This window comes from Streptomyces sp. SM10 (assembly GCF_002910915.1).
In the GTDB taxonomy this organism is placed as follows: domain Bacteria; phylum Actinomycetota; class Actinomycetes; order Streptomycetales; family Streptomycetaceae; genus Streptomyces.
In genome coordinates this window covers 1-21,769 of record NZ_NEUF01000080.1, presented here as the reverse complement: position 1 = coordinate 21,769, position 21,769 = coordinate 1, and the positions used below count along the sequence as shown (strand labels likewise).

General features: G+C 70.9%; 22 protein-coding genes. 11 read left to right on the top strand and 11 right to left on the bottom strand.

Annotated elements, in window-relative coordinates; genetic code table 11:
- Positions 1-2: 2 nt before the first annotated feature.
- Together B9S57_RS11205 and B9S57_RS11200 are read right to left on the bottom strand one after the other, a co-directional pair.
- Positions 3-968 carry a glycosyltransferase family 2 protein gene (locus B9S57_RS11205; RefSeq protein WP_103515393.1) on the bottom strand — a complete coding sequence of 322 codons (966 nt, stop codon included), beginning with the start codon at positions 966-968 and terminating at the stop codon, positions 3-5.
- Between the two features lie 138 nt (positions 969-1,106).
- Positions 1,107-1,751: a TetR/AcrR family transcriptional regulator C-terminal domain-containing protein gene (locus tag B9S57_RS11200; RefSeq protein ID WP_103515392.1), complete on the bottom strand. Its 645-nt coding sequence runs from the start codon at positions 1,749-1,751 to the stop codon at positions 1,107-1,109.
- Positions 1,752-1,789: 38 nt separating this feature from the next.
- Between B9S57_RS11200 and B9S57_RS11195 the strand changes: the two genes are divergently transcribed.
- Both B9S57_RS11195 and B9S57_RS11190 read left to right on the top strand, forming a co-directional pair.
- Positions 1,790-3,214 carry an FAD-dependent monooxygenase gene (locus tag B9S57_RS11195; RefSeq protein ID WP_103515391.1) on the top strand — a complete coding sequence of 475 codons (1,425 nt, stop codon included), beginning with the start codon at positions 1,790-1,792 and terminating at the stop codon, positions 3,212-3,214.
- 18 nt (positions 3,215-3,232) lie between these two features.
- Complete coding sequence (locus tag B9S57_RS11190; protein ID WP_103515390.1) at positions 3,233-3,691, top strand: MarR family winged helix-turn-helix transcriptional regulator; 459 nt, start codon at positions 3,233-3,235, stop codon at positions 3,689-3,691.
- 12 nt (positions 3,692-3,703) lie between these two features.
- On the opposite strand, the gene leuE is transcribed toward B9S57_RS11190, so the two are convergent.
- Together leuE and B9S57_RS11180 are read right to left on the bottom strand one after the other, a co-directional pair.
- Positions 3,704-4,363, bottom strand: coding sequence for a leucine efflux protein LeuE (gene leuE, locus B9S57_RS11185; RefSeq protein ID WP_103515389.1), 660 nt, complete (start codon positions 4,361-4,363; stop codon positions 3,704-3,706).
- Positions 4,364-4,435: 72 nt separating this feature from the next.
- On the bottom strand, positions 4,436-6,016 hold the full coding sequence (locus B9S57_RS11180; RefSeq protein ID WP_103515388.1) for a methylmalonyl-CoA mutase: 1,581 nt from the start codon (positions 6,014-6,016) through the stop codon (positions 4,436-4,438).
- Positions 6,017-6,269: 253 nt separating this feature from the next.
- On the opposite strand from B9S57_RS11180, the gene B9S57_RS11175 reads away from it, so the two are divergent.
- Entirely contained in the window at positions 6,270-7,151 is an 882-nt protein-coding gene (locus B9S57_RS11175) for a L,D-transpeptidase family protein (RefSeq protein ID WP_103515387.1), read from the top strand.
- A gap of 177 nt (positions 7,152-7,328) precedes the next feature.
- Here B9S57_RS11175 and B9S57_RS11170 read toward each other — a convergent pair whose 3' ends face one another.
- The 5 genes from B9S57_RS11170 to B9S57_RS11150 form a co-directional block, all read right to left on the bottom strand.
- On the bottom strand, positions 7,329-8,405 hold the full coding sequence (locus B9S57_RS11170; protein ID WP_103515386.1) for a hypothetical protein: 1,077 nt from the start codon (positions 8,403-8,405) through the stop codon (positions 7,329-7,331).
- The gene (locus B9S57_RS11165; protein WP_103515385.1) at positions 8,405-9,088 is read right to left on the bottom strand and encodes an RNA polymerase sigma factor; all 684 of its coding nucleotides are present in this window, start codon (positions 9,086-9,088) and stop codon (positions 8,405-8,407) included. The genes B9S57_RS11170 and B9S57_RS11165 overlap by 1 nt, the downstream gene beginning before the upstream one ends.
- 272 nt (positions 9,089-9,360) lie before the next feature.
- Entirely contained in the window at positions 9,361-9,939 is a 579-nt protein-coding gene (locus B9S57_RS11160; RefSeq protein WP_103515436.1) for a hypothetical protein, read from the bottom strand.
- Positions 9,940-10,043: 104 nt separating this feature from the next.
- Entirely contained in the window at positions 10,044-10,562 is a 519-nt protein-coding gene (locus B9S57_RS11155) for a hypothetical protein (RefSeq protein ID WP_103515384.1), read from the bottom strand.
- Between the two features lie 148 nt (positions 10,563-10,710).
- Complete coding sequence (locus tag B9S57_RS11150) at positions 10,711-12,303, bottom strand: family 20 glycosylhydrolase (protein ID WP_103515383.1); 1,593 nt, start codon at positions 12,301-12,303, stop codon at positions 10,711-10,713.
- Positions 12,304-12,675: 372 nt separating this feature from the next.
- Here B9S57_RS11150 and B9S57_RS11145 point away from each other — a divergent pair, with 372 nt between their 5' ends.
- The 8 genes from B9S57_RS11145 to B9S57_RS11110 all read left to right on the top strand — a co-directional run bounded on the left by B9S57_RS11145 (position 12,676) and on the right by B9S57_RS11110 (position 19,161).
- A complete protein-coding gene (locus tag B9S57_RS11145; RefSeq protein WP_103515382.1) occupies positions 12,676-13,236 on the top strand; it encodes a 2-oxo-4-hydroxy-4-carboxy-5-ureidoimidazoline decarboxylase in 561 nt (186 codons plus the stop codon).
- Between the two features lie 166 nt (positions 13,237-13,402).
- Positions 13,403-13,783, top strand: a complete 381-nt coding sequence (gene sdhC / locus B9S57_RS11140) for a succinate dehydrogenase, cytochrome b556 subunit (protein ID WP_103515381.1) — start codon at positions 13,403-13,405, stop codon at positions 13,781-13,783.
- 5 nt (positions 13,784-13,788) lie between these two features.
- Complete coding sequence (locus tag B9S57_RS11135; RefSeq protein ID WP_103515380.1) at positions 13,789-14,271, top strand: succinate dehydrogenase hydrophobic membrane anchor subunit; 483 nt, start codon at positions 13,789-13,791, stop codon at positions 14,269-14,271.
- A 29-nt stretch (positions 14,272-14,300) separates the two neighbouring features.
- Complete coding sequence (gene sdhA, locus B9S57_RS11130) at positions 14,301-16,055, top strand: succinate dehydrogenase flavoprotein subunit (protein ID WP_103515379.1); 1,755 nt, start codon at positions 14,301-14,303, stop codon at positions 16,053-16,055.
- Positions 16,055-16,831 (top strand): succinate dehydrogenase iron-sulfur subunit, encoded by a 777-nt coding sequence (locus B9S57_RS11125; RefSeq protein WP_103515378.1) that lies wholly within the window; start codon positions 16,055-16,057, stop codon positions 16,829-16,831. Before sdhA ends, B9S57_RS11125 begins: the two co-directional genes overlap by 1 nt.
- A 174-nt stretch (positions 16,832-17,005) precedes the next feature.
- On the top strand, positions 17,006-17,593 hold the full coding sequence (locus B9S57_RS11120; RefSeq protein ID WP_103515377.1) for a hypothetical protein: 588 nt from the start codon (positions 17,006-17,008) through the stop codon (positions 17,591-17,593).
- 10 nt (positions 17,594-17,603) lie between these two features.
- A complete protein-coding gene (locus B9S57_RS11115) occupies positions 17,604-18,431 on the top strand; it encodes a hypothetical protein (protein WP_103515376.1) in 828 nt (275 codons plus the stop codon).
- Between the two features lie 10 nt (positions 18,432-18,441).
- Entirely contained in the window at positions 18,442-19,161 is a 720-nt protein-coding gene (locus tag B9S57_RS11110; protein WP_103515375.1) for a TetR/AcrR family transcriptional regulator, read from the top strand.
- Here B9S57_RS11110 and B9S57_RS11105 read toward each other — a convergent pair.
- Both B9S57_RS11105 and B9S57_RS11100 read right to left on the bottom strand, forming a co-directional pair.
- Positions 19,148-20,701, bottom strand: a complete 1,554-nt coding sequence (locus tag B9S57_RS11105; RefSeq protein WP_103515374.1) for an ABC transporter substrate-binding protein — start codon at positions 20,699-20,701, stop codon at positions 19,148-19,150. The two genes, B9S57_RS11110 and B9S57_RS11105, sit on opposite strands and share 14 nt — an antisense overlap.
- 133 nt (positions 20,702-20,834) lie before the next feature.
- The coding region (locus tag B9S57_RS11100) for a metallophosphoesterase (protein ID WP_258036358.1) at positions 20,835-21,769 on the bottom strand (935 nt) is incomplete at its 5' end.

Here is a 21,769-nt window from a genome sequence, read left to right as displayed (position 1 = left end):
GGTCAGGCGGCCTTCTGCTTGTCACGCAGGCGGTGGAGCAGGGTGCTGCGCCGCGTGTCCATCATCGTCAGGGTGTGGTCGAGCACCGGCTGCGGCATGCGGTGCAGCGCGGCCGCCGACTCGTGGCGCAGGCGCCGGAGGGTCGCCGGCTCGTACGCGTCCGCCTTCTCGTTGTGGAAGGCGATCATCGCGCAGTAGGTGCGGACCGCCTTGGGAAGGAGGAGCTCCGCGTCCTGGTCCTCGCGGATCTCGTCGATCAGCGTGTCGTAGGCGGGGAAGAAGTCCAGCTGGCGGGAGTCCTTGATCTGCGTCAAAGACGTGGTGACACCGCGCCGGTAGAACACTCCGTACAGGTTCAGCGCCGCGTAGCTCCGGGCCCGCAGGTGCAGCTGCCAGATCCACAGCCGGTCCTCGGCGGTGCGCAGCCGGGTGGTGAAGCGGTGGCCGCCGTCCTCGAAGAGCCGCCGGTGGTAGACGCCCGCCCAGACGAAGGGGTAGTCGACCATCGTCTCCCACTCGGGAGAGGCGATGCCTTCGCGTGGGTCCATCACCGTGTCGCGGAGCCGGGCGGGGGCGCGTCGCACGACGCGGCTGGTCCCGGTGGCCTGGACGTGGTCGGTGCGGGCGAAGTCGCAGTCCAGGTCGGCGGCGGCGTGCAGCAGCCGGGCCAGGTGTCCGGGGGCGTACCAGTCGTCGCCGTCGAGGAAGGTGACGAAGTCGCCGCGGGCCGCGTCGATGCCGCTGTTGCGGGCCGCCGCGATGCCCACGTTCTCCTCGTGCCGGATGACCTCGGCGTGCGGGAGTCTGTCGGCCCAGCGGTCGACGACGGCGGGCGTGTCGTCCGTGGAGGCGTCGTCGACCAGCAGGAACTCGATGTCGGGGCCCGCGTTACGGGCAAGGCTGCCCAGCGTCGTGTCGGCGTAGGCGCCGACATTGTGGAACGGAACGACAACGGACAGTTTCGGCACGCGGGCCCTCGCCTTCGATCATGGTCCGGTCACGCTAGTGACGCGGGTGAAGGAGCGGGTGTCGTCCGGCCCGACGAACGGTGAACTCTGGGCGTCCTCGCGGTGACCCCGGCGGCGTGGCCCGTGGCGGCGCGGGGGTCACGTCACCCCGTACCGCGCCTCGATCCCGGCGACGACGATCCACAGGCCGTCCTCGAAGCGCTCGTCGTAGTGGGTGAAGATCTCGGCTCCGGCCGCCGCGGCAAGGGGGTAGCGCTCCAGCCGCTCGGCCCGCTCGTCGACGTCGTACCCCTCCCGCCGCTCGTCGGGCATCGGCTGGACGCCCTGCTCCTCGGTGACGAAGCCCATCGTGTACGCGTTCACGGTCGTGCCGGCGCGCACGGCCTGCCACAGCTCGAACCCGGCGTCGACCATGGTGCGCAGGTGGGCCTCCAGCCCGTCGGCGTGGTCGGTGCCGGTGAACTGCGCGCCGCTGTAGACCCTGGCCCCGTCGCGGTAGCGCAGCAGCGCCGCGCGCAGCGCACCCTGGTACGCGACCATCTGCTCCTGCCAGCCGCGGGGCGTGGGCCCGGGCAGGCCCCCCTCCAGCATCCGGCGGTACATGACCGTGGCCATCTCGTCGAGCAGCGCCTGCTTGTCCTTGAAGTGCCAGTAGAGCGCGGGCGCCTTGACGTCCAGCTCCCTGGCGATGGCGCGCAGGGTCAGCCCGTCCAGGCCCACCTCGTTCAGCAGCCTGAGACCGGCGTCCGCGACGCGCGCCCGGTCGATCTTCGTCGTACCCACCTTGACAATTTAACAGCGTTAAGCGCACACTCCCAATCATGGAACTTAACGACGTTAAGGAAACCGGTGTCCTGATCGTCGGCGCGGGCCCCAGCGGCCTCGCCCTGGCCTGCGACCTGGCCCGCCGAGGCGTGCGCGCCCTCGTCGTCGAGCAGGCCCCCTCGCTCTTCCCCGGCTCCCGGGGCAAGGGCATCCAGCCGCGCACCCGGGAGGTCCTCGACGACCTCGGGGTGGGTGACGCGGTGCGGGAGCACGGCGGCCCCGCACCCGTGGGGATGACCTGGAAGGACGGTGAGCGCCAGGGCGCGTACGACATGTTCCGCCGCGCGGCGCCCACCGAGGCCGAGCCGTACGGGGAGCCCTGGACGATGCCGCAGTGGCGGACCCAGGAGATCCTGTTCGACCGCCTGCGCGAGCTGGGCGGCGACGTCCTCTTCTCGGCCGCCTTCACCGGCCTCTCCCAGGACGACGACGGGGTCACCGCCCGGCTCACCACCGGCGAGGTGCGCGCCTCCTACCTGGTCGCCGCGGACGGCGGCCGCTCCACGGTCCGGCGCACGCTCTCCATCGCGATGGAGGGCGAGACCGTCGACCCCTCCCCGACGCTGGTGGCGGACGTCCGGATCGAAGAGGCGGCCCTCGACCGGCTGAACTGGCACATCTTCCTGGACGAGGCAGGCATGCTGACGCTGTGCCCGCTGCCCGGCACCCCGGACTTCCAGCTGGTCGCCCAGGTCAAGGAGGGGTCGCCCGACACCACACCGGAGGGCGTCCGGGCACTCGTCGCCGCCCGCACGCATCTGAGCGCGGACGATGTCACCGAGGTCCGCTGGTCGTCGGACTTCCGGCCGCGCGCCGCACTGGCGGACCGTTTCCGCGAAGGCCGGGTCTTCCTGGCCGGCGACGCCGCCCACGTCCACTCCCCCGCCGGCGGTCAGGGGCTGAACACCAGCGTCCAGGACGCCTACAACCTGGGCTGGAAGCTGGGCCAGGTGCTGCTGCACGGCGCGCCCGACGCCCTGCTGGAGACCTACGACCAGGAGCGCCGCCCGGTCGCCGCCGAGATGCTGGGCCTCTCGACCCGCATCCACCGGGGCGAGCAGGAACGCGGAACCGCCACGCAGCAGCTGGGGCTCGGCTACCGCGAAGGCCCGCTGGCCTCCGGCCGCGCCGGCCTCCTGGAGGCGGGCGACCGGGCCCCCGACGGGTCCGCCGGTGGGAGCGGCCGCCTCTTCGGCGCCTTCCAGGGGCCACACTTCACCCTGCTCGCGGTCTCCACGGACGTGGCGCTCCCCACGCACGACGGTGCACTCGTCCGCATCCTGCGCACGGAGGCGGCCGAGGCCTACGGCAAGGGGCTCTTCCTCGTACGGCCCGACGGCTACATCGGCTGGGCGGGCGAGGACACGTCGGGTCTCGCGGAGTACGCCGCACGGCTGGGCCTTGACCTCGACTTTGCTTGAGGTCCTACGGTCCAGGACATGGACTACTCACACGACGACGCAGGACTCGCACGCCAGCCGATCGGTTACTGGAGCCGCGCCGCCTCGGACGCGGTCGTGACCCACATCAGGGCCGGACTGGCCGAACACGGTCTGACCCAGCCGCCCTGGTGGGTTCTCAACCAGCTCGTCGAAGCGGACGAACGGGGCCGTCCGCGCGCCGAGGTGGCCGCGATGCTCAGCGGCTACCTGACCACCGGTGGCTCGATGGAGCCCGAGATCGACTCCCTCATCACCCGGGGTCTGGTCACCGAGGACGCCACCACCCGCCTCCGGCTCACCGCCGAGGGGCACGTGTTGCGCACCGAGGCCGCCGAGCGGGTCGGCAGGGCGCTCTCCGAGATCCACGCCGGGATCCCGGACGAGGAGTACGTCGCCGCCCTCAAGGTCCTCCAGCGGATGATCCACAACGTGGGCGGCACCGCGTGGCACCACTGACCACCGTCCGGCTCACACGCTGCTGAACGACAGCTTCGCCGCGAACCCGAGGAACAGCACACCCGCCGCCGACGTCGCCCCCGCCGACAGCCGCTTGCGGCGACGGAAGGCGGCGGCCAGGCGGGTGCCGCCGAATATGAGCGCCGAGAGGTAGAGGAAGCTGCCGATCTGGAGCAGGGTGCCCAGCAGCAGGAAGGACAGTGCCGGGTAGGCGTAGCCCGGGTCGACGAACTGCACGAAGAAGGAGATGAGGAACAGGATCAGCTTGGGGTTGAAGAGACTGACCACGAGCGCCCGCCGGTAGGGACGCTCCGCCTCCGTCGCGGGCGCCCCTTCCTCCACCGTCAGCCCGGCCATGTGCTGGTGCCGCTCGCGCCACATCGACAGGGCCGTCCGCATCATCCCGATCGCCATCCAGGTCAGATAACCCGCGCCCGCGTACTTGACGACCGCGAACAGCAGCGGCGTCGTCTGCAGCAGGGAGGCGGCGCCCAGCGCGGACAGCGTCATCAGGACCGTGTCACCGGTCCAGACGCCGGCCGCGGCCACATACCCGGTGCGCACCCCGCGTCTGGCGGCGACGGAGAGCACGTACAGCGAATTCGGGCCCGGAAGGAGAATGATCAGCACCAGGCCGGCGAGATAGGTCGGAAGATCGGTGACACCCAGCATGAACGGAGTGTCGCACGCGGGTACGACACTCCGTACGGGCGGTTCACCTGGCGGAGATCCAGGAACCGCAGGTCAGAACGCGTCGGTCGGGACGTACGCGCCCCAGACCTCCCGCAGTGCGTCGCAGACCTCACCCACCGTGGCCCGCGCCCTGAGCGCTTCCTTCATCGGGTGGAGCACGTTGGCCGTGCCCTGCGCCGCCTCCATCAGCCCGACGAGCGCCGCGTCCACGGCACCCTGGTCGCGCTCCGCGCGCAGCTTCGCCAGGCGCGCCGCCTGCTGGGCCTCGATCTCCGGGTCGACGCGGAGCGGCTCGTACGGCTCCTCCTCGTCGAGACGGAAGCGGTTGACGCCGACGACGACGCGTTCCCCGCTGTCCGTCTCCTGCGCGATGCGGTACGCGCTGCGCTCGATCTCGCCCTTCTGGAAGCCGCGTTCGATCGCCTCGACCGCGCCCCCCATGTCCTCGACCTTGAGCATGAGCTCCAGAGCGGCGGCCTCGACGTCGTCCGTCATCCTCTCGACGACGTAACTCCCGGCGAACGGGTCCACCGTCGCCGTCACGTCCGTCTCGTACGCCAGGACCTGCTGGGTACGCAGCGCGAGACGGGCCGACTTGTCCGTCGGCAGGGCGATGGCCTCGTCGAAGGAGTTGGTGTGCAGCGACTGCGTGCCGCCGAGGACCGCCCCCAGCCCCTGCACGGCGACCCGGACCAGGTTGACCTCGGGCTGCTGCGCGGTGAGCTGGACACCCGCGGTCTGGGTGTGGAAACGCAGCATCAGCGACTTGGGGTTCTTCGCACCGAACTCCTCCCGCATGACCCGTGCCCAGATCCGGCGCGCGGCACGGAACTTGGCGACCTCCTCCAGGATGGTCGTGCGGGCGACGAAGAAGAAGGAGAGCCGCGGTGCGAAGTCGTCCACGTCCATGCCGGCGGCCACCGCGGTACGGACGTACTCGATGCCGTCCGCGAGGGTGAAGGCGATCTCCTGCGCGGGCGAGGCCCCCGCCTCCGCCATGTGGTAGCCGGAGATCGAGATGGTGTTCCACTTCGGGATCTCGGCCCGGCAGTACTCGAAGATGTCGGCGATCAGCCGCAGTGAGGGCTTCGGCGGGAAGATGTACGTGCCCCGGGCGATGTACTCCTTGAGCACGTCGTTCTGGATGGTGCCCGTCAGCCGGTCGGCGGGCACGCCCTGCTCCTCGGCGACCAGTTGGTAGAGAAGGAGGAGGAGCGCGGCAGGGGCGTTGATGGTCATCGAGGTCGAGACCTCGCCCAGCGGGATGCCGGCGAAGAGGACGCGCATGTCGTCGATCGAGTCGATGGCGACGCCGACCTTGCCGACCTCGCCGGAGGCGATGGGGGCGTCCGAGTCGTGGCCCATCTGGGTCGGCAGGTCGAAGGCGACGGACAGTCCGGCCGTGCCGTTGGCGATCAGCTGCTTGTAGCGGGCGTTGGACTCGGTGGCGGTGCCGAATCCCGCGTACTGCCGCATCGTCCACGGCCGGCCCGTGTACATCGAGGGGTGGACGCCACGCGTGAAGGGGTAGGCGCCCGGGTCGCCCAGCTTCTCCTCCGCCCGCCAGCCGTCGAGGGCCTCCGGCCCGTACACCGGCTCGATGGGCAGTCCCGACTCCGACTCACGCGTCATGTGCTGTGCCTCCCGCTCAAGCTGCTTATCGGTGACAAATCTCGCGACGGACTCCGGCTGCGGCGCCACGACCTGCGGGAGCCCCCTCTGGGACCTTGCTCACAGCGGCCTGCTCCCGGACCCGGACGCACGTCCCCCATCATGCGCAGGATTCGGCAACCGGGCAGGACGGGAATCCGTCTCATGAGACATCCGTGCCGGGCGACGGGCCACACGCGACCGGCGCCGGGACAGGCGAGCCAGGGGGCAGAGGATGGGACGCGTACGGCGGAAGAACCACGCGCACCGGGTGCGCACGGCGGCCGCCGCGGCCGCCGGTGTGCTCGTGCTGGCCGCACTGACGGCGGGCTGCAGGATCGAGAAGGTGGGCGCCGCGGAGCCCACCGCCACCACGACGGAGCCGGGCGCCCGCCCCACGGGTGACGCCGAACCGGGCGGTGGCCCGGCGTCACCTTCGGCCGCCCCTTCACGGACCCCGGACGCCCGGCCGTCCCCGGAGCCCAGCACCCTGATGTCCGTCGGCGACCGGAGCGGGCGCGTACGGGAGCTCCAGGCCCGGCTGCGCCAGATCGGACACTTCGACCGCAGCCCGACCGGCTACTACGGCACCGTCACGGCCGCCTCCGTGCGGTCCTTCCAGGGCAAGCGGGTCCTGCCCCCGACGGGCAGGACCGACACGGTCACCTGGGAGCGGCTGCTCGCGATGACCCGGAAGCCGACGGCGAAGGAACTCGACCCGCCGGCCCCCTCACCGGTGGTGGCGAAGCCCGACGCCCGCTGCCTGAAGGGCCGCGTCCTGTGCATCAGCAAGAGCAGCCGCACGCTGGCCTGGATGATCGACGGCAAGGTCGTCTCGTCGATGGACGTGCGGTTCGGGGCGCAGTACACGCCGACCCGGGACGGTGAGTTCTCGGTGTACTGGAAGTCCCGCCACCACGTGTCGACGCTCTACGACTCCCCCATGCCGTACGCCATGTTCTTCAGCGGCGGCCAGGCGGTGCACTACTCGTCGGACTTCGCGGCGCGCGGCTACGACGGCGCCTCGCACGGCTGCGTGAACGTCCGGGACGAGGGGAAGATCGCGTCGCTCTTCGCCCAGGTGCGCAACGGCGACAAGGTGGTCGTCCACCGGTAGCGCCCTCGAACGGACCAGGGGCGCGGACGGGACCGGGGGAACGTGTCCCGCCCGCGCCGGGTGCGCTGAGCCGAAGGTACGGGGGGAACCCCGGCTCGTCGCGCGGCCGATGACCAGTCGGCACTCACTACTGCGCCGTACCGCCGAAGAGTGTTACAGCCGGCGCGTTCGCGCAGGTCAGCGCGTTGCCGGGGAGAGCGCGGGCATGCCCGCCCCGGGTCCGGCCGACGGCTGCGGGTCCGCGCCCGGCGCACCGTCCTGCGTGCTCGTCGCCGAAGGGGTGCGGAAGGTGACGGAGGGAAGGGAGCCCTCGCCGCTCCCGTCGCCGTCCACGCCGTCCGTCCCGCCGTCGTCCTTGCCGCCGCCCCGGTCGTCACCGTCGCTCCCGCGGACGCCGACGCCCAGCAGGCGGTCGCAGAAGCGGTCCAGGTTCGCCTCTCCGTCGGCCAGTTCGAGGAGCTTGCGCTCGCCCTCGCGGCTCAGCGAGTCCTCGCGGTAGGCACGGCAGGCCTTGACCGACTTCCTGTACACCTCGCCCGGGGGCCGCTTGGGCCCCTCACGGCCGTCCGTGCCGTCCTGAGCGGTGTCGCCGCTGTCCCGGTCCGCGTCCTCGCGGTCCGTGCCGGCGCCTTCCTCCCCGGTCCGTCCGCCGCTCTCCTGCGCCCCGCCGTCCGCGCCGTCGGGCACGTCCGGGGCCGCAGGAGTGCTGGGCGCACCGGGGGTGACGGAGGGCAGGGGCGAGGACTCACCGGTGTCGGGCTCCTCCTCGCCGAGCTCCTCGGGAGACGCCGCCGCCGAGACGGACGTGGCCGGTACCGGGGTGCCGTGGCCCCCGAACGGGGCGGGAAGCATGCCCGTTCCCCCGGCGACGGCCACCCCGCCCAGCGCGCATCCGGCGAGGGAGACGGCGAGCCCGTAGCGCACCGGACGGGTCCAGCGCGGACGCCGGACCGGGGCCGTGGGCGCCGCGCCGATCCGTACCGTGTGACGGGCGTCCTGCTGTCCCGCGCGTCCGGTGGGAGCCGCCGCGTCCGCCCGTTTCCCGCCCCGGGACGCCTCGCGGAAGGCAGCCAGTACGGCCGCCTCACCCGGAAGTTCACCTTCGGGAGGGCGCGTGGTCCGCAGCGCGAGCAGCGCGGCCTCGATGCGCCGTGCCTCGCTCGCCGCGTGATCGCCGAGGGGCTCGACGGACTCGCCGCGGAACAACTTCTCCGCCGCGTCCGCGTCAAGCCACTCGTGCTGCTCGTCGGCCATCACATGTCCTTCTGCGTCCACGGACGCGAATGCGTCACACCGGCGGGCGCCGCCGCACCCTGGCGGCCCGGCCGCTGCGCGGGCACGGCGCCGAGCTCCGGACCCGCCGCCGGAATGTCGTCGTCCGTGCCGGGGTCGGCGCCGACCAGCTCCGCCAGCCGCTTCAGTCCGCGGTGGGCGGCGGTGCGCACGGCACCGGGGCGCTTGCCCAGCGTGCGGGCGGCGCTCTTGGCGTCCAGCCCGATCACCACCCGGAGCACGACCGCCTCGGCCTGGTCCTGGGGCAGCTGCGCGATGAGCGACATGGTGCGCCCGGTCGCCAGCGACTCCAGCGCCTCACCGGCCGTGTCGGACTCGGCGGGCTCACCCGCCAGTTCGCTTTCGTCGCCTCCGATCGCCGGGCGCCTGCCTCTCATCCGCAGATGATCCAGCGAGCGGTTGCGCGCTATCCGGGCCGCCCAGCCCCGGAACCGGTCGGCGTCCCCGCTGAAACGGTCCAGGTCACGCGCTATCTGCAGCCAGGACTCGGACGCCACGTCCTCCGCGTCCGGTTCACCGACCAGCGTCCGTATGTAGCCCAGCAGCCGCGGGTGCACAGCGCGGTACACAGTCCGGAAGGCGTCCTCGTCCCCGTCCTGTGCCGCGAGCACCGCGGCGGTCAGCTCCGCGTCGTCCCCCAGCACTCCCTCAACCCGCCCTGCTGATCTGAATCGTAGCTGGTCACCACTACTGCGCCACCCTGCGTGACTCAGCACGCTACGTGGTCGGACGGTGCCCCGTCCATGACTTGTACAACCCGCAACTGTCTCCTGACCCCGTGCGGTGTGACAGAAGACGCGCCCATGGCGCTGAGATGAGTACGGGGTCGCTCTGCGGACCCGTGGAAGACGGCCGGGGCCTCTCCTGTGGGGGGTGGCGGCCCTGGTCGTCGTCCCCTCCCTCCCACGACGTCGCGTCAGGGGGACGTCACGGACCGGCCGCGCGCGCGGCGGGACACCACCGCGCGCAGCACCCGCCGCCCCTCGGTCGACAGTTCGAGGGCCCGGCGCAGGCCCGATCCGCCGCCCGGCGCCCCGTCGGCCCCGTCGAGCGCCTCCAGTATCCGGGACTGGCGGCGGAGCTCACCCGTGACGAGCGGGCCCGCACCGGCGAAGTCGCCGGCGCGGCAGCGCTCGGACGTGTCCCTGCCGCCCGCCGGGAAGTCGAACTCCCCGTGGACGTCCAGGGCGAGCAGCGAACAGGCGTCCGCCCACACGCGCAGTGGCCCGGCGTCGAGGTCCCGGGGCGCCGCGCCGAGCAGCGCCCGTACGCGGGCCCCGGTGGCGTCGGCCTTGGCGGTGTCCTCCAGCGCGGCGTGCGCGCCGTCGAGCCGGGCGGCCCATTCCGCGCCGCTCTCGCAGCTCGTCCAGAGCAGGCGCAGCGGCTCCGGATCGTCGCCGTCCCCCGGCATCGGGAGGCAGCGGTCCAGGCAGGCGAGCCCGCTCGCCACCAGACCTCGCCCGTCGGCACGGGCGACCAGCTCCAGCAGACTCATCGACGCCTCCCCCATCCGTCCATCGGTTCCCGGGAGACATCACCCTCCCGTTACCGCGTACAGCGTCAGATGGCTGAAAAGCGTCACTCTTCCGACACCGAAGATCACATCGGGACTCGGCCGGACAGGCTCTCGATGCCCAGACAGTCCAGGAAAGCGAAGAAAAGCTCCTCCGCGGACCGCTCCGGCCACTCGGTGCGCAGCAGTTCGAGCAGGGGTCCTTCGAGGACGCCCCGGCCGGTTTCGGCCGCCCACGCCACGGCCCGGGCCGCCGCGTCCTCGGGCGGCAGGAAGAAGTCCTCCAGCGTCATGCCGTCCCGGACCATGTGCGCCGCCATGGGCGCCCTGCCGAGGCAGGCGTACCAGGAACCGCTGTGCGGCGCCGCCGCCTCGACGGCCACGCAGGCGCCGTCCATGACGAAGCCGAGGAGGACCGGGGCCCGTGCGGCGTCGGCGAGCGCGGTCATGCTGCCGAGCGAGGGCTCCGTGGGGTGGGACCAGACCTGCCAGCCGTCCGCCCGGTACTCCCGCAGCGTCAGCCGCTCGCGCGCGTCCCGCAGCGCGGGGTGGCCGATGAGCGGCTCACCACTGCGGCCCACCAGGTAGCAGCCCCAGAAACCCACGTCGTGCTCCCCCTGCGGTCCGGGCTGCCATTCTTCCCACCCGGGACCACGGGGAAGCGCGAAATCGGGTCAACTCAGACCGGCGCGGAGTCCGTGCGCGCCGGCGGAGGGCGGCCTTGCACGGCGCGGCCGGCCACGGAGCCGCCGGTCAGGCCGACGAGTCGACCTCGTCGGCCAGTGTCTTGAATTCGGCCCAGCTCAGCTCGGGCTTGCCCGGGTCCCACAGCTTCTGGGAGACCGCGTTGAGCGGCATCCGGATGCCGGCGGCCACCTGCGCCTGGGTCTGCGCGTTCGGGAAGTCGCCCCAGACCGCGAACCGGCCGCCCAGGATCTGCTTCGAGTAGCGCTCGGCCACCGGCTCGGTGCCGCGCAGGACCAGCGGCGTCCACTGCTCGTAGATGCGCTCACCCGTCGGGTACGTGAAGTCGTTGGGCTCGCCGAGCACGTAGTAGAGGTACTCGTCGTTGAGGTTGATCACCTTGCGGCCCTCGGCCAGGTACTCCTGGGGCGGCCGGGCGCCGATCTCCTTGCCCGTCCAGTACTCGACCTCGATGTCCTTGTGCGCGGTGACCGTCCCCCCGCTGAAGAACCCGTCGTTCCACGCCTTGGGGATCTTCTCGGCCTTGCGGACGACCGCCGCGCGGTCGTTCAGCCAGCCCTCGGCCAGGTCCTGGACCGTGGCGTCGTCGCCGTACTTCTTCCGCGCCGCAGCGGCCAGCTGCGGATACGAGGCCGCCGGATCGCTCACGGTGAGCGCCTGGTACTCGTCGGCGCCGACGTGGAACCAGTCGCCGGGGAAGAGCCCCGCGTACTCGCCGAGCAGATCGTCGACGATCTCCGCCGACTCCGCCTTCGAGATGTCGATGGCACCCTGCCGCGCGACACCCTGCGTGTCGCGCAACTGGAGGTCGGGGTGGGCGCGCAGCACGGCCCCGAGGTGTCCGGGCGAGTCGATCTCACCGACGACCGTGATGTGGAGGCTCTGGGCGAGCTTCACGATGCGGCGGACCTCGGCCTTGGTGAGGTGGTCCTCGGAGACCACCTCGGGGTGGGTGTCGGACTCGATCCGGAAGGCCTGGTCGTCGGAGAAGTGGAGGCCGAGCTGGTTGAGCTTGAGGTCGGCCATCTCGCGGATCCTGGCCTCGATCCACTCCGCGCTGTAGTGCTTGCGCGCGATGTCGAGGTTGAACCCCCGCTGCGGCCGGTCCGGGGTGTCGCGCACGACGCCCTCGGGCATGGTGTCGTCGGCGCTCAGCGACTGCTTGAGGGTGCGGGTCCCGTAGAAGACGCCCGCCTCGCCGGCACCGCTGATCGTGACCCGGTTGCCCTCGGTCTTCAGCGTGTACGACTCCGGGCCGCCCTTGCCGGAGTCGGCGAGCGCCAGCTCGACGTCGCCGGAGCGGGGGGCCTTCTCGCCCCGGTAGCCGATCTTCAGCTCCTTGGCGAGCAGCTTCGCCTCGTCGGCGAGCTCGGGATCGGCCGCGACGACCGTGCTGCCCTCGGCCGGCTTCCAGCCGGGCCCGCGTGCGGCGGTGTGGTCGCGCACCGCGGGTATGGTCCGCGGCGTCGTGGAGAGCGGATAGCTCCGGGTCGGTGACGGCGAGGCGGAGGTGCCGGAGGCCGACGCGCCGCTCCCGGCCCCCGGGCCGGAGCCCTCGGGCCAGACGACGACGGTGAGCGTGACGGCTGCGGCCACCGCGACGGCCGCGCCGGCCACCAGGGGTGCACGTGAGGACGACATCGGTCAGAAACCTCCTGCATCGACGGAGAACAGTTCAAAGAAGACGAGAAAGTCGGGCATTTCCCCCGCCCATTCGTCCATCAAGCGTTCCGAAACTCTCCCGTCCGGGTGAACTTCTCGCATCCTTCGGTTCCGCGTCGCCCGGCCTCGTTAGCGTGAAGGCACATAAGAACCAGTCCTCACTCGCTCCCCCGCGCAACCTCTTGGCTCTCCGGCCCCTCTCCAGAGTCACAGATGTCATTCATCCGAGGAGTCCCGCTGTCCAGGTCCAGCGAGTCCCACGCCGGCCTGCCGAAACCACCGCAGCAGGCCGGGCTGACGACCGTTCCCGCCCAGAACCGGGGTCCTGCCCCGGCCCTTCGGGAGGCCCCGGTGGAGGCCTACGTTCCGGAACCAGTCTCCGCGAGGACACACGGAAGTGCCCACTCGGGTGGCCTCGGCCGCTTCAACACCTGGCCCCGGGACCTGGCAGAAGCCGCCCTGCTGGAGTGCTGCGGCAGCGGTCGCTGGGCGCAGCGGATGGCCGCCCACCGGCCCTATCAGGACCTGGAGACGCTGCTCGCCGCCTCGGACGAGGCCGGGTACGACCTCGCGCCACCGGATCTCGCCGAGGCACTCGCGGCGGAGTGCGCGCCCTGCCTGCACCACGACGCGCCCCGCGCCGCCCACCTGGCACTCCGCGCCGCGCACGCCGCGTACGAGAGCAGGTTCGGCCACGCCTTCGTGATCTGCCTCGACGGCCTGCACCCCTCCCAGCACGTCGACCAGGTGCTGGCCGCCATCCGCACCAGGCTGGCGCACGAACCCGACGAGGAGCGTTCCCTCACCGCGGAGGAGATGCGACGACTCGCCCGGGGCCGCATCATCGAGCTGGTGACGGAGGCGGGCCTGACGCCCGACCCGTTCCCCCCGGTGGCATATGACCCGCGGTAGCCCGTCCGTGCCTGTTTGACTGCAGCTTTGATCACACCGGTGCCCCCGCCGCCATGGAACCGACAAAGCGTCGCTACGATGGCCGGGGCCGGTGGACCGTACCCGGCCGGGTCAGACCGACAGTCAAGCCGGCCGACCCCAATCCCCGCTCCCGGAGGGTTCTTCCGTGCCGGCTGGAACGCTGTACCGCGGCCGGGAAGGCATGTGGTCCTGGGTGGCTCATCGAGTCACCGGTGTCCTCATTTTCTTCTTCCTGTTCGTACACGTCCTGGACACCGCTCTCGTCCGCGTCTCCCCCGAGGCCTACGACGAAGTCGTGGCCACGTACAAGACGCCGATCGTCGCGCTCCTCGAATATGGCCTGGTGGCCGCCATCCTCTTCCACGCGCTGAACGGTCTCCGGATCGTCGCCGTGGACTTCTGGGCCAAGGGCGCGCGCTACCAGAAGCAGATGCTGTGGACCGTCCTCGGCGTCTGGATCGTGCTGATGGTCGGGGCCCTGTACCCCGTCCTCGGCCACGCCGTACGCGAAGTCTTCGGGAGCTGAGGCCAATGTCCACCGAGACTCCTTCGTCGTCGGCGATCGGTGACGTCGAGGCCGTGAGCCTTTACGACGTCGACAATCCGGCCCCCGTGATCGAGCCCCCGCGCAAGCGCACGGGCAAGACCCCCAAGGGCTCGCGCACCAATTTCGAGATGTACGCCTGGCTCTTCATGCGCCTGTCGGGCATCGTGCTGGTCGTCCTCGTCATCGGCCACCTGCTGATCCAGCTGGTGCTCGACGGCGGTGTGTCCAAGATCGGGTTCGCCTTCGTGGCCGGCCGCTGGGCCTCGCCGTTCTGGCAGGTCTGGGACCTGGCGATGCTGTGGCTCGCCATGCTGCACGGCGCCAACGGCCTCCGTACGGTCATCAACGACTACGCCGAACGGGACAACACCCGCTTCTGGCTGAAGATGCTCCTGTACACCGCCACGGTGTTCACCGTCCTGCTGGGCACGCTGGTGATCTTCACCTTCGACCCGAACATCCGCTAGGCGCCGGGACAGAGGGACCAGAGGAAACCATGCAGATCCACAAGTACGACACCGTCATCGTCGGCGCCGGCGGCGCCGGCATGCGCGCGGCCATCGAGTCGACCAAGCGCAGCCGCACCGCCGTGCTGACGAAGCTCTACCCCACCCGCTCCCACACGGGCGCCGCGCAGGGCGGCATGGCCGCCGCGCTGGCCAACGTGGAGGAGGACAACTGGGAGTGGCACACCTTCGACACGATCAAGGGTGGTGACTACCTGGTCGACCAGGACGCCGCCGAGATCCTCGCGAAGGAGGCCATCGACGCCGTCCTCGACCTGGAGAAGATGGGCCTGCCGTTCGGCCGTACGCCCGAGGGAAAGATCGACCAGCGCCGGTTCGGCGGTCACTCCCGCAACCACGGTGAGGCCCCCGTCCGCCGCGCCTGCTACTCGGGCGACCGCACCGGCCACATGATCCTCCAGACGCTGTACCAGAACTGCGTCAAGGAGGGCGTGGAATTCTTCAACGAGTTCTACGTCCTGGACCAGCTGGTCGTCGAGCAGGACGGCGTCAAGAAGTCCGCCGGCGTCGTCGCCTACGAGCTGGCCACCGGCGAGATCCACGTCTTCCAGGCGAAGTCGGTCATCTACGCCTCGGGCGGCACCGGCAAGTTCTTCAAGGTGACGTCGAACGCGCACACCCTGACCGGTGACGGCCAGGCCGCCTGCTACCGCCGGGGTCTGCCGCTGGAGGACATGGAGTTCTTCCAGTTCCACCCGACGGGCATCTGGCGCATGGGCATCCTGCTGACGGAGGGCGCCCGTGGTGAGGGCGGCATCCTCCGCAACAAGGACGGCGAGCGCTTCATGGAGAAGTACGCGCCGGTCATGAAGGACCTCGCGTCCCGTGACGTCGTGTCCCGCTCCATCTACACGGAGATCCGTGAGGGCCGCGGCTGCGGCCCCGAGGGCGACCACGTCTACCTCGACCTCACGCACCTCCCGCCGGAGCAGCTGGACGCCAAGCTCCCGGACATCACCGAGTTCGCGCGCACCTACCTCGGCATCGAGCCCTACACGGACCCGATCCCGATCCAGCCGACCGCGCACTACGCCATGGGCGGCATCCCGACCAACGTCGAGGGCGAGGTGCTGTCCGACAACACCACCGTCGTCCCGGGCCTGTACGCCGCCGGCGAGGTCGCCTGTGTCTCCGTGCACGGCGCCAACCGCCTCGGCACCAACTCGCTGCTCGACATCAACGTCTTCGGCCGCCGTTCGGGCATCGCCGCCGCCGAGTACTCCGCGAAGAACGACTTCGTCGAGCTTCCCGAGAACCCGGCGCAGCTGGTCCAGGAGCAGGTCGAGCGGCTGCGCAACTCGACCGGCACCGAGCGGGTCCACGCGCTCCGCACGGAGCTGCAGGAGTGCATGGACGCCAACGTGATGGTGTTCCGCACCGAGCAGACCATCAAGGCGGCGGTCGACAAGATCGCCGAGCTGCGCGCGCGCTACCTCGACGTGTCGATCCAGGACAAGGGCAAGCGGTTCAACACCGACCTGCTGGAGGCCATCGAGCTGGGCAACCTGCTCGACCTGGCCGAGGTCATGGCGACCTCCGCGCTGGCCCGCAAGGAGTCACGCGGCGGTCACTACCGCGAGGACTACCCGAACCGCGACGACGTCAACTTCATGCGCCACACCATGGCGTACCGCGAGGTCGCGGACGACGGCACCGAGTCGATCCGGCTCGACTACAAGCCGGTCGTCACGACCCGCTACCAGCCGATGGAGCGTAAGTACTGATGGCAACCCCCACCCTGGAGAAGTCGGACAAGGCCCCCGAGCCCGAGGCCGGCTTCGCCGACACCCCGTACATCACGGCCACGTTCCGGATCCGCCGCTTCAACCCCGAGGTCTCCGACGAGGTCGAGTGGCAGGACTTCCAGATCTCGATCGACCCGAAGGAGCGTGTGCTCGACGCCCTTCACAAGATCAAGTGGGAGCAGGACGGCACTCTGACGTTCCGGCGCTCCTGCGCGCACGGCATCTGCGGCTCCGACGCGATGCGGATCAACGGCAAGAACAGGCTCGCCTGCAAGACGCTGATCAAGGACATCAACCCGGAGAAGCCGATCACGGTCGAGGCCATCAAGGGCCTCACGGTCCTCAAGGACCTCGTGGTCGACATGGACCCGTTCTTCCAGGCATACCGCGATGTCATGCCCTTCCTCGTCACCAAGGGGAACGAGCCGACGCGTGAGCGCCTGCAGTCCCCCGAGGACCGCGAGCGCTTCGACGACACCACCAAGTGCATCCTCTGCGCCGCGTGCACGTCCTCGTGCCCGGTGTTCTGGAACGACGGCCAGTACTTCGGCCCGGCGGCCATCGTCAACGCGCACCGCTTCATCTTCGACTCGCGCGACGAGGCCGGTGAGCAGCGTCTGGAGATCCTCAACGACCGTGACGGCGTGTGGCGTTGCCGCACGACGTTCAACTGCACGGACGCCTGTCCGCGTGGCATCGAGGTCACCAAGGCGATCCAGGAAGTGAAGCGCGCGCTCATCACCCGCCGCTTCTGACCCACGCGTTGCCTCAGGAGGCCCCGCTTCCCGCACGGTCCGTGCGGGAAGCGGGGCCTCTTGGTGCATCGGACCGGCCGGGACGGTACGGTCGAGCGGAGCCGGTGACCGGCTCGCCTCTCCCGGTGCAGCACAGCGCGGGAGCAGATGGCTTGATGGAGAACGGGGAACGTTGTGAGCGATCCGAATCCGCACGCGGACGACTCATACAAGTGGGGCCCGCCCCAGCCGCAGGGCAACCCGCCCACGATGCCGGACGCCCAGGGATACGGCTACCCGTCGCCGGGCGCCACCCCTGCCTACGGCTACCCGCAGCCGCTGCCCGAGTCCGCCGCGCAGCAGGGCCCCGGCTACGGCTATCCCGGCGGTCAGCCCACCCAACCGGGCTTCAACCTGCCGGTGCAGCAGGGCGGCGGCGGGGTGCCGATGCTCTCGCTCGGCGACATCACGGTGATGAACGACGGCATCGTGACCCCGTCCGGCACGCTGCCGCTCAAGGGCGCGGTGTGGACGGCGACGGACATGTCGCGCACCGAGGAGAAGATCCCGACCGTGGGGATCGTGCTGGCCATCGTCTTCGCGCTGTTCTGCCTCATCGGTCTGCTCTTCCTCCTGATGAAGGAGAAGCGCACCACCGGCTTCGTGCAGATCACGGTCACCAGCGGCGGCCGGCACCACCAGACGATGATCCCGGCGACGGGTCCCGAAACCTTCCAGTGGGTCATGTCCCAGGTCAACACCGCGCGTTCGATGAGCGCCTGAGCCGACCGAGATGGCCCGCTTCCACCGCACCGTGTCGGTCACGGCCCTGGACCGCGACTGGTTCGAGGAGTGCGCCGCGCTCCTCCTGGACATCCTGGAGTCCACCCGCACGGGCCGGGGAGGGACCGTGCTGGAGGACGGGAGGCCGATCCCCCGCGTCCGGCTGGTGAAGGGGCGTCACCTGCGCGCCGGCGCGCGCTACACGGTCGCCCCGAACCCTGCCGAGCCCTCTCCCGGGAAGACGCCACAGACCCCTGCGGAGACGATGTCCGTACGCATACGGGAGTGGCGCCGGTCCACCGCGATCGTCGTGGAGCAGCGCCTGTCCTCGGCCGACACCTCGGGCCGGGTGACCCTGCGGCTCACCACACCCGACCGGCCGTCGGCCCTGGAAGCGGGCCTCGCCCTCCGTAATCCCGCCGGGGGCTTCCTCCAGCGAATCTCCGGACGGGCCAGGGCGGACCTGAACGCCTGGTGGGCCGCGGCTGACGCCCCCGCCGGCGCTCTCGCGGCCGCCCGGGCCCCGGTCACCGCCCGCGCCCGGCACCCGCTCGGCCGGGCCGCGGTGGCGCTCACCGTGCGCGCGGCCGGCGGAGGGACATGGGAGGTCGGCGTCACCCTGACCGTGAGAGGGCGGGGGCTCGTACGCCCGCCCGCCGCGCTCGCGCTCCTGCTGTTCCGGATCCCGCTGCGGCGCGCGTTCCGCTCCGGGGTGGACGAGGCGGCAGCGCGGTGGGTCGAGGCCCTCGGCAGGGAACTGCCTTCCCCCGACGCGATGCGCGCGGAGTTCGCCGAGGCCATGACCTCCCGGAATCCGCAGGACACGCCTCCCCGATAGCCTGGGCCGCGTGGCGAAGGACGAGAAGACGGCGAAGGCGCCGAAGAGCGAGCAGACCCGCACCCTGATCCTGGAGACCGCGCTCCGGCTCTTCGAGGAGCGCGGCTACGACCGGACGACGATGCGGGCGATCGCCCAGGAGGCAGGCGTCTCCGTCGGGAACGCCTACTACTACTTCTCGTCGAAGGAGCACCTGGTCCAGGGCTTCTACGACCGTCTCGCCGCCGAGCACGAGAGCGCCGTGCAGCCCGTCCTGGCCGGCGACGCGGATCTCGCCGTACGCATCCGGGGGGTGCTGCTCAGCTGGCTGGACGTCGCCGGGCCGTATCACCGCTTCGCCGCGCAGTTCTTCAAGAACGCCGCCGACCCGGACAGCCCTCTCTCGCCCTTCTCCGAGGAGTCGGTCGCGGCCAGGGAGGCGGTCATCTCCGTGCACGAGCGCTGCCTGTCGGGTTCCTCGGTCAAGGCCGACGCGGAACTGGCCGCACTGCTGCCGCAGTTGATGTGGCTGATGCAGATGGGCCTGGTGCTGTTCTGGGTCTACGACCGTTCCGAGGGCACGGAGAGGAGCCGCCGGCTCGTCGAGCGCACCGCCCCGATCGCCGCCCGGGCGATCGCGCTCTCCCGCTTCCGGGTGCTGCGACCGCTCGTGCGGCAGATCCACGACGTCCTGGTGGAGTTCCTGCCCGGTTCCGCGTCACGCGGCCCCCGGGACGTCAGATCCAGCTGAGTTCCCACAGCCGCCAGATGCCGGTGCCGTCGGAGAGGTACTGGGCCCCGGACACGGTCTGCTTGCTGACGACGTAGTCCTTCTTCTGCCACAGCGGCACCAGCGGCACGTCCTCGCCGACCAGTCGCTGCAGATCCTTGAAGTCGCCCGAGGTCCGGCCCCGGTCGCTGTACTGCTGGGTGGCGGAGATCAGCGCGTCCATCTTCGTGCTGGTGTAGCCGTTGTGGAGCGAGCTGTCGCGGCCGACCAGCGGCTGGCTGAAGGTGTCGGGGTCCGGGAAGTCGGGAAGCCAGCCCAGGGTGTAGGCGTCGTACTCGCCGGCCGCGTACCCCTTCTGGAAGGCCTGCCACTCCACGGCCTTCTCCGTCACCTCGAACAGCCCGTCCTTCTCCAGCTGCCGGACCAGCTCTGCGGACTCCTCCTTGTTCGCGTCGTCGTCGCGGTGGGCGAAGGTGATGTGCAGCGGGAGGTCCACACCGGCTTCCCGCATCAGCTCCCTGGCCCGGTCCGGATCCGACTGGGGGTAGGAGTCGAAGAAGGGGGTGCTGTGCCCGATGTAGCCCTGCGGGATCAGCGAGTAGAGCGGTTCGACGGTGTTCCGGTAGACCTTGGTGACCAGCGGCCCCCGGTCGATGATCCAGGCGATGGCCTGACGGACCTTCCGGTCCGCGAGCGGCGCGCCGTCACGGACGTTGAAGACGAGGTTGCGGATCTCCGCACTGTCGGCCTCGGTGACGCGCTGTTCATCGGCGCCCGGGTCGAGCTGGGCGAGCTTCTCCGCGGGGAGCTGACGGTGCGTGACGTCGACGTCGCCGGCCGCCCACGCGGCCTGGAGCGCCTCGGAGCCCTCGAAGTAGCGGATGTCGACCGGGCCGCCCGTCTTCTTCAGGGCGCCCCTGTACGCCGGGTTGGGCACCAGCTCGGCGCGGACGCCGGGCTCGTACGACTTCAGGGTGTACGGACCCGAGCCGTCGACCTGGTTGTCCGTGCGGAGCTTGTCCTTCGGGTACTGCGTGGGGTCGACGATGGATCCGGCGCCCGTGGCCAGCTTCTGGGGGAACGTCGCGTCCCGGGCCGAGAGGTTGAAGGTGATCGTGCGGCCCTCGGACACGATGGTGTCGAGGTTGGGGAACAGCACCGAGGGGCCGACGTCCGCCTTGATCTTCAGCATCCGCTCGAAGGAGTACTTCACGTCGGCGGCCGTGATCCTGCGCCCGTCGGAGAACGTCAGGTCGTCCCGCAGCTTGCACTGGTACGTCTGGAGCTTCTGGCCGATGAAGCCGCATCTCTCCGCCGCGTCCGGTTCGGGCACGACCGCCCCGGACCTGAAGGTCATCAGGGACTGGTAGAGGTTGCTGTAGATCGCCCAGGAGCCGGCGTCGTAGGCCCCGGCGGGGTCGAGCGAGGTCACCTCGTCGGACGTCCCCACCGTGATCGGGGACTCGTTCACCTCGTCGGAGGGGAGCAATTGCCAGGCGCCGACGCCTGCGACGACGAGTACCGTCAGAATCGCGAGAATCCGTAGACGGATGAACCGCATTGCCGTGCTCCCTTGCCGACCCCACCCCGGCTCGCGTGTACAGAGAGGCACATCACCGCCGCATGATCACCCTCACCCAATCACACGATATTCACATATGGAAGGCCGGGAAGGAGGCTCACAGGTTTCGCGGTCAGGCCTGGAGGGAAGCGAGTTCCACCACGGTGATGTCGGAGGGGGCGCCGACGCGCACGGGGGGTCCCCAGGCGCCCGCACCGCGCGAGACGTACAACTGCGTGTCGCCGTAGCGCTCGTATCCGGCCACGGTCGGGTTGGCGAGTTCGGCCACCATGTTCCCGGGCCAGAGCTGGCCCCCGTGGGTGTGGCCGGAGAGCTGGAGTCCGACGCCGTACGCGACGGCGTCGTCGATGACGACGGGCTGGTGCGCGAGGAGGACCGAGGCGCGGCTGCGGTCCCGATCACCGAGCGCGCGGGCGAAGTCCGGGCCCTGGCCCTCGCTCTCGCCCGCGACGTCGTTGACTCCGGCGAGGTCGAAGCCGGCGATCTCGACGCGGGCGTTCTCCAGGGGGTGCAGGCCCAGCTCGCGTACGTGGTCGACCCACTCGGCGGCGCCGGAGAAGTACTCGTGGTTGCCCGTGACGAAGTAGCTGCCGTGGCGGGCGTCGAGCTGCGCCAGCGGCTCCGCCGCGGGACCCAGGTCGGCGACGGATCCGTCGACGAGGTCTCCGACGACGGCGACCAGGTCGGGGCTGGTGGCGTTGATCGCGTCGACGACGCGCCGGGTGTGGGCGCGGCCCAGGATGGGCCCCAGATGGATGTCGCTGACCAGCGCGATCCGGAAGCCGTGGGCGGAGCGCGGCAGTCCGGCGAGCGGGATGGTGATCCGTTTGGTGCGGGGGCCTCGCAGCACCCCGTAGGTGCCGTAGCCCACGGTCCCGAGCCCGGCGAGGGCCGCGGCACCGCCGACCGCGCGGGCCACGAACAGCCGCCGGGAGGGGTCGGCTCCGGACGGGGCGGCCTCGGGGCGTGGGGCGACATCCGTACGGGTGCTTCCCGCCCCGGGGGCGTCGGCCGTGGCGGTGGCGGGCCCGGCGTCGGCCGTGGCGG